Here is a 12,035-nt window from a genome sequence, read left to right on the forward strand (position 1 = left end):
AACCATGCGTATTTGGGGTAAGGTGCTGGGCGCCTTCTTCGGTTTTCTGCTCGGCAATATTATCGGCGCCCTGATTGGCCTGTGGATAGGCCACCGTTTCGACCGTGGCATGGGGCTGCAGGGGGCGTTTCGTCGCGGCCCGAGTCAGGCGCAGCAAGCCGTCTTCTTCCACGCCACCTTCTCGGTGATGGGTCACATCGCCAAGTCAAGCGGTCAGGTGACCGAACAGGAGATCCGGGTTGCCTCCAACCTGATGGATCGTATGCGGCTGGCGGGCGAACAGCGTGCCCGGGCGCAGGAGTCGTTTCGTCTCGGTAAGGAGGCTGACTTCCCGCTGCGCGAGACCCTGGCCGAGTTCCGCCGTGCCAGTCTGGGGCAGCGCGACATTCTGCGCTTCTTCCTCGAAGTGCAGTTGCAGGCGGCCTTTGCCGACGGGCGGGTAGAGGAGGGCGAGCGCGCCATTCTTCACACCATCGCCGACGAGCTGGGTTTCAGTCGCATCGAGCTGGCCCGCATTCTGGCGATGGCCGAGGCACAGATGAACTTCTTCAATCAGGCCCATGGCCAGTATCAGAGTGGCCATTCCGGTGGTCAGCAGTATCGGCAGGAGCCGCCTTCTGCGGATCGCCTCAAGAATGCCTACCAGCTGCTGGGGGTAAGCGAGAGCGACAGCGATCAGGATATCAAGCGTGCTTACCGCAAGGAGATGAGCAAGCATCACCCGGACAAGCTGGCCGCCAAAGGGCTGCCGCCGGAGATGATGGAGATGGCCAAGGAAAAGACCCAGGAGATCCAGCAAGCCTGGGAGTGGATCCGCGAGGCGCGCGGTATCCGTTAAGCTCCAAAGTCAGGCTGGAACAGACAATAAAAAGCCCCGCAGCAGTGCGGGGCTTTGTTTTGCCGTGTGGCGTAGGCCGGGTTATTTGGCCGGAATCGCTTCCAGCACGTGCACCAGCAGTTGCCAGAAACGCTCGACCGCCGGGATATGCACCTTCTCGTCAGGGGAGTGGGCCCCGCGGATGGTCGGGCCGAAGGAGACCATGTCCCACTCCGGATAGGCGCTCTTGAACAGACCGCACTCGAGACCGGCGTGGATCACCATCACGTTGGGCATAGTGCCAAACAGAGTCTGGTAGCTGTTGCGTACCAGCGCCATGACGGGGGAGTCCACGTTTGGCGCCCAACCAGGATAGGCTCCGGTGAATTCGCAGCTGGCACCCGCCAGGGTGAACAGGGAGCGGGTCATCTGCTCGATGCTCTCGCGACCGGAGTCAATCAGGGAGCGGATCAGGCACTGGACGTACACTTCGCCATCCTGAGTCTTGATGACCCCCAGGTTGGTCGAGGTTTCGGTCACGCCGGGCATGGCATCGCTCATGCGCATCACGCCGTTCGGGCAGGCCATCAGGGCATCCAGCAGGCGCTGCTGCAGGGAGACGCTCATCAGCTTGGCCGGTTTGGCGGCGTTGTTGACCAGCACGGTCAGGTTCGGCTCGGTGGCGGCCAGTTCGGTCTGGTAGATCCCGGTGTAGCGGTCAACCAGCGCCTTGAACTCGTTCACGCTGGCAGCGGGCACCAGCAGGGTGGCACGGGCTTCGCGCGGGATGGCGTTGCGCAGAGTGCCGCCGTGGATCTCGGCCAGACGAACACCCAGCGGCTCGGCTGCTTTGAGCAGACGTACCAGCAGCTTGTTAGCGTTGCCACGGCCGCGATGGATATCGCAACCGGAGTGGCCGCCACGCAGCCCTTTCACGGCCAGCTCGAACGCTTCGCCTTCGCTGGCGTCAACCAGCTCGAGCTGGAAGCGGATATTGGCATCCACACCGCCAGCGCAGCCCATATAGACTTCGCCATCCTCTTCGGAGTCGGTGTTGAGCAGAATTTCGCCCTCCAGCCAGCCCGCTTCCAGACCGAATGCGCCGGTCATGCCGGTCTCTTCGTCGGTGGTCAGCAGCACTTCCAGCGGACCGTGTTTGATGGTCTTGTCAGCCAGCACTGCCAGGCAACCGGCCATGCCTATGCCGTTGTCGGCACCCAGAGTGGTGCCACGGGCCGTGACCCACTCGCCATCTACATAGGCATCGATGGGATCGGTCGCGAAGTCGTGTTTGGTGTCGGCGTTGGCCTGCGGCACCATGTCGATGTGGGCCTGCAGTACCACGGCTTTGCGGTTTTCCATCCCCGGGGTGGCCGGTTTCTTGATGATGATGTTGCCGACCTTGTCCTGCTTGACCGCCAGACCTTCCCCTTGAGCCCATTGGATGATCCAGGCGCTCAGTTTGGCTTCATGTTTGGAAGGGTGGGGAATGGAGCAGATCTGTTCGAAGAAATGCCAAATCAGTTTGGGAGAGAGAGAGCTAAGCTGTGCCACGTCGGGACTCCTTACCAGCACGGAATTAACAGGGCCCCATCAGCGGGCCGGGGAAGAGGATAACGATAATACAGTCAATCACACAAAAATGTGAGCAATCAGCGCAAATCGCAGGCAGCTTGTGCTGGCTGATGGCAACCAGGCAGTACGATCGTCAGGTTCGGACGACGCTGACCGATAGAAAAGAAAATGTGTGACCGATCTCACAAAAATATTGAATTTAATGCACCGACTGGTAAATTAGCTCCCGTGGTTCGCCACCCGTCAGGATGACGATGAAAGCCTCCAGGGAACCGAAGCAAAGCAAGTGCGCCTCCATGGAACCGAGTGTTCGTTCAAGGATTTGAGCCCGCATTAAAGGTACGTAACTTGTTAAGCAATCAGGAGTTTCAATATGCCAGGCAGCAACTCAACCTATTGGTTTGCCCCCTCTTTGTATACCCAGGGTTTCAGCTACCCTAACCCCTTCGTCACTCGTCGCTAAGACGAGCTGCCCAACCTGGCAGAGGCGAGAAAGCAGCAGGTGCGTGAGGTAAACCCTCCCCCTGCTATTTTTTTATCTGCGATTTGCCGCACAGTCCCATTTGGGCTCGGTAGTAGGGACGGCAGGTTATTCGTTTGGCGCTCGAGATGGGCCGAATGGAGAGGGTGATGCCGATTTTTCCTGTTTTTGGCATACGTTTGCCAGGCATTTTCTCTGCAAACGGTGCTATCATATCGGCCCAACAGCCTGTCCGCGGTTTGGACACATCATCTAACCGATCGCCGGATAAGCCCATCTTGCTTCCATTGTTATCAGATTTGCTGCCGAGGCTTAGCCCTGAGGCAGCCGAAGTGCAATCTGAATTCAGTCGGGCAAGGGCCGCCATTTACTGGCATCCGCAGGGAGAATTGCGGATGTTGTTATTTTAAGTGATTGTTTTTAAATAACTATTCGAGATCGATAACATGCCGAAAAAGTTCTATGTGTCGTGGGACAACCTGCAACGTGAAGCTCGCCGTCTGGCCCGTCGCCAGCTGCCTGTCAGCCAGTGGAAAGGTATCATCGCGGTCAGCCGTGGTGGTCTGGTGCCCGCAGCCCTGATGGCCCGTGAACTTGGCATTCGTAATGTGGAAACCCTCTGCATCTCCAGCTATGACCACGACAGCCAGCGCGAGTTGGTAGTCGTTAAAGCTGCCACCACCGCCGGTGACGGCGAAGGCTGGCTGGTGGTGGAAGATCTGGTAGACACCGGCACTACCGCCAAGGCGATCCGCGAGCTCTACCCGAAAGCCAAGTTCATCGCGATCTTCGCCAAGCCGATGGGCGAAGCGCTGCTGGACGATTTCGAAGTGGCAATCCCGCAGGATACCTGGATTGAACAGCCGTGGGATATGGCGCTGGAGTTCGCCACACCGATCTGCGACGAAAAGTAACGGGATCGGGATGTGACGTTCAGAGCGTCAATTGGCCGCACGCGGCAAGAATGGTTTCACAGGGCTCCTTGATGGAGCCCTGTTTTTTTGTGTATCAATCTGTTGCAGGGTGGCTGATGGGCAGTAAAAGTGGTTAAGATGAGCTATTGCCTGATATGAATAGGACACAATCTTGGACTTGAACGACGACCTCAATCTGACCGAAAAGCTGTTTACCCGGGTCAAGAAGGTGCTGGAAACTTCCGAGATCTCCAACTCCAGCCCGGCGGACATTGCCGAAGCAGAGTCAGACGAGATGTTTATCGACGGCTCCATGTCAAAGAGCTGGTATCGCCTGCTGCGCCGCCCCTCCTGGGCCTGGCAGGGGGCCGACCCGGTCGAGGTTGAGCAGACTCTGGCCCGCATCGCCATAGCGACCGGTGAACGCACCCATGACTGCTATCTCGATACCATCAAGGGCTATGTGCCTGGCAACTGGATCTATGAGTGGAGCCAGGTGGCTGGTAACTACTTCAAGCTTGGGCGCGAACTGCGTGAGCAGGGGGATGCAGCTGGCGCCTTGAAACAGCTGCTCAAGGCGGTGCGCTACTATTCCATCGCCAGCTACCCCCATCTCAAGGATGATGAACTGGCGGATCAGGCCCAGCTGCTTGGCAATATGGCCTATCGCGAGGCGGGCCGGTTGTTCAAGGTGCCGCTCAAAGAGATCCAGGTGCCCTTTCGCGGCAAGCATATTCAGGGTTATCTCCACCTGCCGACCACCGACAAACCGGTGCCTCTGGTGATCATCAGCGGGGGGATCGACTCTCTGCAGCTCGATTTCCTCAACTTCTATCTCAAGCGACTCGAGCCCAACGGCATCGGTATGCTCTCCCTCGACATGCCGGGCATCGGCTATGCCGAGCATTGGCCATTGGTACAGGATACCAGCCGCCTTCATCAGGCTGTGCTGCACTATCTCTCCGAAGTGGCCTGGGTCGATCATCAGCGTATCGCTATGGTCGGTATGCGATTGGCAGGCAATGTGGCGGCACGTCTGGCCTTTATCGAGCCATTCAAGCTCAAAACCGTGGTCTGTGTCGGGGCCGGGGTCAATCAGGTGTTTACCAATCAGGAGTTGTTTGCCAAGTGCCCGCGCATGATGCGGGACAGCCTGGCCAACCGGTTGGGCGCTGATGCGGCTCATTGGGATACCATGCGTACCAAGTGTCAGGTATTTTCACTGAAAACGCAGGGATTACTGGGGACTCGCACCTCTGTGCCGATATTGAGTATTGGACACAAACGAGATTTCATCTGTCCCGAGCAGGATGTACGGGCATTGGCGGCGGCCAGTCGTAACGGCAAGGCCATCGTCTTCGACAAGCAGCCCTTGCTTGAGGTGTATGACAAGGCGCTGGACGAAATCGTCGAGTGGCTGAAACAGCATCTATGTATCTGATGCGCTGAAGGACTGACGCCATCCCGAGGTGGCGCGGCTTGTTTAACAGGGAGGTTAACATGTCTGAAAGAGTGACCTACAAGCGACTGCTGAGACAGTTTGCTGCCATTGGCCCCTATTTGCGTGAGGATCTCTGTGAAGAGGGGCGTTACCGTTTCGACAGTCTTTCCGTTTGTGTCAGTGCCAAACCGGCGCCAGACAAGCGGGAGTTCTGGGGTTGGTGGCTGGTGCTGGAGCAGGAGGATCATCTGTTCCGCTACCATTACCAGTTCGGATTGTACAATGCCGATGGCGAGTGGCTCGACAAGCCGATCCCCAAGAAGCACCAGGTCGAGGTGGAACGGACCCTCAACCGTTTCTACAAATTGATCAGTGACAAACTGGCCTCGCTCGAGTGTCAGCTAGTGCCTGCCGAACAGGTGACCAACGAGTTGAGTGTAACGGCTGCCTGAGCCTCTGATGCCCTGCGAGAGGTTGTGACGAGCTCGCAGGGAGACTCTTGCCCCATCCTTTCATCACCCTTTATGGAATTGCCTTGCAGGGCCCCATGGCCGTGGGTATAAAGATATTCCTTATTTTTTAGCCTTTATGCTCCCATGGAAAACAGAACCATAGTCGTCAAGTTGGGCACCAGCGTGCTCACAGGGGGGTCTTCCCAGCTCAATCGTGCCCATATGGTCGAGCTGGTCAGACAGTGTGCGGCCTTGCACCGTCACGGCCATCGGGTCGTGGTCGTCACCTCGGGGGCTATCGCCGCCGGGCGTGAACATCTGGGGCACCCGCCACTGGCGCCAACCCTGCCCAACAAGCAGATGTTGGCGGCTGTCGGCCAGACCCAGCTCATACGGGTGTGGCAGGATCTGTTCAACCTCTATGGTTTGCATATCGGCCAGATGCTGCTGACCCGCGCCGATCTGGAAGATCGGGAGCGCTACCTCAACGCCCGCGACACCCTGCGCACCCTGCTTGATCACAGGATCATTCCGGTGATCAACGAAAACGACGCTGTGGCGACCGCCGAGATCAAGGTCGGCGACAACGACAACCTCTCCGCCCGCGCCGCCATTCTGGCGGATGCGGATCTGCTGATCCTGCTGACCGACCAGAAGGGGCTGTTTACCGCCGATCCGCGTACCAATCCCGATGCCCAGCTCATTGAAGAGGTGCAAACCATCGACGATACCCTGCGCTCGCTGGCGGGTGACAGTGTCAGCGGCCTCGGCACCGGCGGCATGGCTACCAAGCTGCAGGCCGCCGATGTGGCCCGTCGAGCTGGTGTCAACGTGGTGATCGCGACCGGCCAGATGCCGGAGGTGATCGGCCGTCTTGCCAAGGGCGAGCGGATTGGCACCCTGTTCCCGGCGCTGGCGTCCCCGCTGGAAGGGCGCAAGAGCTGGATCCTGGCAGGCCCGCCCCCTCACGGCGAAGTGCATGTGGATCAGGGGGCTGTCGCCGCCATGAAGGATAAAGGCTCCAGTCTGCTGCCCAAGGGGATCGTCGCCGTCAAGGGCGATTTTATTCGAGGCGATGTGGTGCGGATCCTCGATCCCAAAGGTGCCGAGCTGGCGCGCGGTATCTGCCGTTACGACCATCTGGAGCTGGAGAGGCTGCGTGGCGTCCACTCGGATCAGATTGAGCAGGTACTGGGCTATGGATATGGTTCAGTAGCCATCCATCGAGACGATATGGTGCTGCTCTAATCAGGGCGGCACGGCATGAACAAAAGGGAACCGAGATGAGTCTGGAGAAAATGGGGCAGGCGGCCCGTGAAGCTGCCTATCAGCTGGTTACCATCAGCACGGCGCAGAAGAATCGGGCGCTGGCCGCCATCGCCGATGAGCTTGAGGCGCGCAGTGAGCAGATCCTTGCTGCCAACGACAAGGATATTGCGGCTGGCCGTGAGGCGGGCTTGTCAGAAGCGATGCTGGATCGCCTGCTGCTCAATCCGGCCCGGCTGGCCGGTATCGTGGCAGATGTGCGCAAGGTGATCACGCTGGACGATCCGGTCGGTGCCGAAATGGATAGTCGGGTGCTGGAAAATGGCCTGCGGCTCTCCCGTCGTCGGGTGCCCATTGGGGTTATCGGCGTCATCTACGAGGCGCGCCCCAACGTCACCATCGACATCGCCAGCCTCTGCCTCAAGACCGGCAACGCCAGCATACTGCGTGGCGGGCGCGAGACCTTCCACTCCAATCTGGAGCTGGTGCGGGTGATCCAGCATGCCTTGGCGGCCTCCGGTCTGCCCGAGGCGGCGGTGCAGTACATCGACAACCCGGATCGGGCGCTGGTCGGCGAGTTGCTGCGTCTCGACCGCTATGTGGACATGATCATCCCCCGTGGCGGTGCCGGCCTGCACAAGATGTGCAAGGAGAACAGCTCCATTCCGGTCATCATCGGCGGGTTCGGTATCAGCCATATTTTCGTCGACGAGAGCGCCGATCTGGTGCGCTCTCTGGCGGTCATCGACAACGCCAAGGTGCAGCGCCCCTCCGCCTGCAATGCCCTCGATACCTTGCTGGTACACGAGAAGGTGGCTGCCACCTTCCTGCCGCAGCTGGTGACGCTGATGAACGAGCGCAAGGTGACGCTTGTGGCCGCGCCCAACGCCATGGCGCTGCTGGTGGGTGCCGACAACCTGTGCGAGGCAGGGCCGGAGGATTTCGATACCGAGTGGCTCGGGCTGACCCTGGGGGTCAAGTTGGTGGCGGATGTGAACGAGGCGCTGGCCCATATGCGCGAGCACAACGCCGGCCACTCCGATGCCATCCTGACCAACGATCTGGCCAACGCCGAGCGTTTTGTCAATGGCGCCGGTTCGGCGGCTGTCTATGTCAACGCCTCCACCCGTTTCACCGATGGTGGCCAGTTTGGTCTGGGCGCTGAAGTGGCGGTCTCGACCCAGATGCTGCATGCCCGTGGCCCCATGGGGTTGACCGAGCTCACCAGCTACAAGTGGGTAGGGCAGGCCGATTACCTCAGCCGCGCCTGACAACAGGTTGTGTCAGATACAAAAATGCCGACCCTTGGGTCGGCATTTTGTTTGGCAAATATCGCGAAGATATCAGGCGTTCGGGTTACTCCCCCTGATAAAGCACCTTGTCACCGGATTTGAGCACATAACCCTTCCAGATAAAGAGGGTGTAGCCGCTGCCTTGCCATGACCAGTTGCCTTCCATGCCCTGACGGGCAAGCTGGTGCTGCTCGCCAGTGGGCAGGGTGAGCTCGGCCTTGCTCTGATCGGTGTTGAACAGCACGAACGCACTGCTGGTCTGGCCGGCATCGGTCGGATTGAGCCGGATGCCCTGCTCGAACAGTCGCACGCACTGGTTGGTGAGCGCCGACCACTGATAGCCCGCACTGCCGATACAGCCGTGGCTGTCGCGATCGCTGCCCACCAGATGTTGTTCCGGTGTACTGCATGCCGCCAGCAGCAGAGAGGCGGCCATCAGAGTCAAGGTTCGCATGGTTACTTCTGATCCTCTTCGAGGTTGTCCCGTTCGATGACGATATTGGAGAACCCCAGCTCTTTGAAGTAGTTCTCCCGGTAATCCTTCACGCTCTTCTTGTCGCGCCGGCACACCTGAGCCAGCTGAGCTTCCATGGCGTGGAAGCTGGCGAGATCGATCCCTTCGGCAGCGGCAACCGCATCATAGATGCTGTTGAACTTGTCGTTGGCATAGCCGATCGTTTTGGCCTGCTTCTTGTAGGTGTAGGTAATCTTGAACGCCATGGCGTTATTCCTTTGATTTGGCTTGCTTGCGCTGAACGTAGAGGTAGAGGCTCTCTACCTTCTCCCGGGCCCATGGGGTCTTGCGCAAGAACTTCAGGCTGGATTTGACGCTGGGCTCATGGGTGAAGCAGCGGATATTGATCTGCTGCCCCAGCTCTTCCCAGCCGTAGTATTCGACCAGCGCGGTGACGATGGCTTCCAGCGTCAGCCCGTGCAGCGGGTTGTTCTTCTGCGAGGCGTTCGGTTGCTCGCTCATGCCTGCTCCGCCAGCTTGGCAAAGGGCTGACCCATGCGGGTGGTGACCCCGTTGGCCAGATGGGGTTCAAAACCGGCCAGCATGCCCGGGCCAAACAGGCAGACCACGGTGCTGCCCAGCTTGAACAGGCCCATTTCGGCGCCTTTCTGCAGGGTAATGGCCTCGTCGCCGGTATAGTCCCAGCGCACCACCTTCTTCTCTTTGGTCGGCGCAATGTTGCCGGCCCAGATGGTCTCGATGCTGGCCACGATAGTGGCACCGACCAGCACCAGCGCCATCGGGCCGTGCGGAGTGCGGAAGGTGGCGACCACTCGCTCGTTGCGGGCAAACAGGTTCGGCACGTTCTCGGCGGTGAGCGGGTTGACGGAGAAGAGATCCCCCGGCACGAACACCATGCTCTCCAGCACGCCATGCAGCGGCATGTGGATGCGGTGGTAATCCTTGGGCGCCAGATAGATGGTGGCGAAGTCGCCATCCTTGAACGGCGCTACCAGATCCTCATAGCCGCCCAGCAGCTCGCGGGCGCTGTAGTCGTGGCCCTTGGCCTGAATGATGCGACCCTGCTGGATCGGGCCGAGCTGGCTGACGGTGCCATCGACCGGCAGCGCCAGAGTCATGGCATCTTCTACCACGGGGCGGATGCCGGGCTTGAGCTCGCGGGTGAAGAACTCGTTGAAGCTCTTGTAGTGGGCCGGATTCTCGTGCAGCGCCTCGCTCATGTCGACCTTGTACTGCTTGATAAAAGCCTCGATCACCCTGGTGGTGATGTTGCCCGCTTCGGCGGCGGCAAACTTGCCGATCAGACGGGAGAGGGCGTGCTTGGGCAGACAGTATTGACCGGCAATTTTCAGGTTGTCAGTAATGCTCATGTTCATCATCAACGTAGGTTAAACAGGGTCACAGGCGCGCCTGTTGGCGACCGTGACGGGCTTCCTGCATGGTTTCCAGGATGCGGTGATAGTTGTGGAAGCGATCAGCGCTGATGGCGCCCGCGTCGACCGCGGCGCGCAGGGCGCAGCCGGGATCATCCTTATGGGTACAGTCGCGGAATTTGCAGCCACCCAGATAGTCGCGAAACTCGACGAAGCACCAGGTGATGCGGTCGGCTTCCAGATGCCAGAGGGCGAACTCGCGGATCCCCGGGGAGTCGATGAGATCGCCACCGCTCGGGAAGTGGTAGAGTCGCGCCGTGGTGGTGGTGTGCTGGCCGAGCCCCGAGTTTTCGGAGATCTCGCCGGTGAGCACATCCAGCCCCGGCATCAGGGCGTTGGTGAGCGACGACTTGCCCACCCCGGACTGGCCGACGAAGATGCTGATCTTGTCGGTCAGAGCAGCTTTAAGCTCATCCAGCCCTTCGCCGCTCTCGCAGCTCACCAGCAGCACCTCGTAATTGAGTTTGCGGTAGGTTTCGAGCTGGCTTTCGATGCGCGCTCTGGCGGCATCATCGAGCATATCGACCTTGTTCAGCACGATGAGAGGGCGGATCTCCACATCCTCGGCGGCCACCAGGTAGCGGTCGACGATGTTGGTGGAGAACTCGGGCATCACCGCCGAGACGATGATGATCTGGTCGATGTTGGCTGCGATGGGTTTGACCCCGTCGTAGAAGTCCGGCCGGGTCAGTACCGAGTGGCGCGGATGCACCGCCTCGATGACGCCCGCTGTCGCGGCATTGAGGCCGGGACGCCACACCACCTTGTCGCCACAGACCAGACTGCTGATGCTGCTGCGCCGCAGGTTGCTGCGGTGGATGGTGCCATCGACCGCTTCCACGTCCGCGTGTTGACCGAAACGGCTGATCACCACCCCTTCGATGGCCGGGCCAAACAGGGTGTCATCCACCTCTGTGGTGTGCTCTTTTTGCAGCCGACGCTCGCGGTTGGCCTGGACGCGTCTTTGTTGACCCAGATTGAGTTTTGCTTTCTTTGCCACTCGATTCGCCAGTTTATGAACAGATCCAAAGCCAGTATGATACATGCAAATTGGCAAAATTCCGCCATTCCTCCCAACAGAGAGAGTAATCATGACAGTCAGCGCGCAGAACCTGGTATGGATCGACATGGAGATGACGGGTCTCGACCCCGAAGAGAACGTGGTACTGGAGATTGCCACCATAGTCACCGACAAGGACCTGAACGTGCTGGCCGAAGGGCCGGTCATCGCCATTCACCAGAGCGACGAAGAGCTGGCCAAGATGGACGAGTGGAACGTCAACACCCATACCAAGAGCGGTCTGGTGGCCCGGGTCAAGGCGAGCCAGCATGACGAGGCGAAAGCCGTTGCCGAGACCCTCGCGTTCATTCGCCAGTGGGTGCCGGAGCGCACCAGCCCGCTGTGCGGCAACAGCATCGGTCAGGATCGCCGCTTCATGGTCAAGCACATGGCTGATCTGGAAGCCTTCTTCCACTACCGCAACGTCGACGTCAGCACCATCAAGGAGCTGGTACGCCGCTGGCAGCCGGAGTTGCTGGATCAGTTCAAGAAGAGCGGCACCCATCAGGCGCTGGACGACATCCGCGAATCCATCGCCGAGCTGCAGTTCTATCGCAGCCACGTCTTCAAGATCTGATTCCCCGGCAAAGGTTTGTCATGCGCTGGCTGCTAAAATCGACAGTTCGGCCAGCTTTTGAGCGAACGCGCGCAACCAGACAAAAAAGCCCTTGCAATTGGAATGACTGCTCTTATAATTCGGCTCCCGTACAGTAGCGCAAGCAACCAAATGCTGTGCGGCCTGTTTTAAGGTAGTTGCGGGAATAGCTCAGTTGGTAGAGCACGACCTTGCCAAGGTCGGGGTCGCGAGTTCGAGTCTCGTTTCCCGCTC

Annotated in this window: 13 protein-coding genes and 1 tRNA gene; 8 read left to right on the plus strand and 6 right to left on the minus strand. The window is 59.4% G+C overall.

All coding sequences use genetic code 11. From position 1 onward, the window contains the following. Positions 1 to 4 precede the first annotated feature (4 nt). Positions 5 to 838 (plus strand): co-chaperone DjlA, encoded by an 834-nt coding sequence (gene djlA, locus G5287_RS20015; protein ID WP_216952941.1) that lies wholly within the window; start codon positions 5 to 7, stop codon positions 836 to 838. Positions 839 to 919: 81 nt separating this feature from the next. Here djlA and G5287_RS20020 read toward each other — a convergent pair whose 3' ends face one another. Beyond that, complete coding sequence (locus tag G5287_RS20020; protein ID WP_216952942.1) at positions 920 to 2,371, minus strand: aminoacyl-histidine dipeptidase; 1,452 nt, start codon at positions 2,369 to 2,371, stop codon at positions 920 to 922. 948 nt (positions 2,372 to 3,319) lie between these two features. Here G5287_RS20020 and gpt point away from each other — a divergent pair. The 5 genes from gpt (at position 3,320) to G5287_RS20045 (ending at position 8,217) form a co-directional block, all read left to right on the plus strand. Further along, on the plus strand, positions 3,320 to 3,787 hold the full coding sequence (gene gpt / locus G5287_RS20025) for a xanthine phosphoribosyltransferase (protein ID WP_005339007.1): 468 nt from the start codon (positions 3,320 to 3,322) through the stop codon (positions 3,785 to 3,787). A gap of 172 nt (positions 3,788 to 3,959) precedes the next feature. Beyond that, on the plus strand, positions 3,960 to 5,228 hold the full coding sequence (frsA, locus tag G5287_RS20030; protein ID WP_227342000.1) for an esterase FrsA: 1,269 nt from the start codon (positions 3,960 to 3,962) through the stop codon (positions 5,226 to 5,228). A 59-nt stretch (positions 5,229 to 5,287) separates the two neighbouring features. Further along, complete coding sequence (crl, locus tag G5287_RS20035; protein ID WP_216952944.1) at positions 5,288 to 5,680, plus strand: sigma factor-binding protein Crl; 393 nt, start codon at positions 5,288 to 5,290, stop codon at positions 5,678 to 5,680. 144 nt (positions 5,681 to 5,824) lie between these two features. Continuing rightward, complete coding sequence (gene proB / locus G5287_RS20040) at positions 5,825 to 6,928, plus strand: glutamate 5-kinase (RefSeq protein WP_421231770.1); 1,104 nt, start codon at positions 5,825 to 5,827, stop codon at positions 6,926 to 6,928. Continuing rightward, entirely contained in the window at positions 6,928 to 8,217 is a 1,290-nt protein-coding gene (locus G5287_RS20045; RefSeq protein ID WP_421231772.1) for a glutamate-5-semialdehyde dehydrogenase, read from the plus strand. Before proB ends, G5287_RS20045 begins: the two co-directional genes overlap by 1 nt. Positions 8,218 to 8,302: 85 nt before the next feature. Here the strand turns inward: G5287_RS20045 and G5287_RS20050 are convergent, their stop codons facing one another. Genes G5287_RS20050 through rsgA form a run of 5 tightly spaced genes read right to left on the minus strand, consistent with a single transcriptional unit; the run spans position 8,303 to position 11,146 of the window. Further along, a complete protein-coding gene (locus tag G5287_RS20050; RefSeq protein ID WP_421210029.1) occupies positions 8,303 to 8,692 on the minus strand; it encodes a hypothetical protein in 390 nt (129 codons plus the stop codon). Positions 8,693 to 8,694: 2 nt separating this feature from the next. After that, positions 8,695 to 8,958 (minus strand): DUF2960 domain-containing protein, encoded by a 264-nt coding sequence (locus G5287_RS20055; protein ID WP_033114870.1) that lies wholly within the window; start codon positions 8,956 to 8,958, stop codon positions 8,695 to 8,697. Between the two features lie 4 nt (positions 8,959 to 8,962). Continuing rightward, the gene (locus G5287_RS20060; protein WP_104015615.1) at positions 8,963 to 9,214 is read right to left on the minus strand and encodes a VF530 family DNA-binding protein; all 252 of its coding nucleotides are present in this window, start codon (positions 9,212 to 9,214) and stop codon (positions 8,963 to 8,965) included. After that, positions 9,211 to 10,083: an archaetidylserine decarboxylase gene (gene asd / locus G5287_RS20065; protein ID WP_216977074.1), complete on the minus strand. Its 873-nt coding sequence runs from the start codon at positions 10,081 to 10,083 to the stop codon at positions 9,211 to 9,213. Before asd ends, G5287_RS20060 begins: the two co-directional genes overlap by 4 nt. A 28-nt stretch (positions 10,084 to 10,111) precedes the next feature. Further along, positions 10,112 to 11,146, minus strand: a complete 1,035-nt coding sequence (gene rsgA / locus G5287_RS20070) for a small ribosomal subunit biogenesis GTPase RsgA (protein ID WP_421231771.1) — start codon at positions 11,144 to 11,146, stop codon at positions 10,112 to 10,114. Between the two features lie 91 nt (positions 11,147 to 11,237). Between rsgA and orn the strand changes: the two genes are divergently transcribed. Both orn and G5287_RS20080 read left to right on the plus strand, forming a co-directional pair. Continuing rightward, on the plus strand, positions 11,238 to 11,783 hold the full coding sequence (gene orn, locus G5287_RS20075; RefSeq protein ID WP_167573881.1) for an oligoribonuclease: 546 nt from the start codon (positions 11,238 to 11,240) through the stop codon (positions 11,781 to 11,783). Positions 11,784 to 11,961: 178 nt separating this feature from the next. Then, positions 11,962 to 12,034: transfer RNA gene (locus G5287_RS20080), tRNA-Gly, on the plus strand. Position 12,035 lies beyond the last annotated feature (1 nt).

The sequence above is a fragment of the Aeromonas sp. 603079 genome (assembly GCF_049172135.1).
Lineage (GTDB): Bacteria > Pseudomonadota > Gammaproteobacteria > Enterobacterales > Aeromonadaceae > Aeromonas > Aeromonas veronii.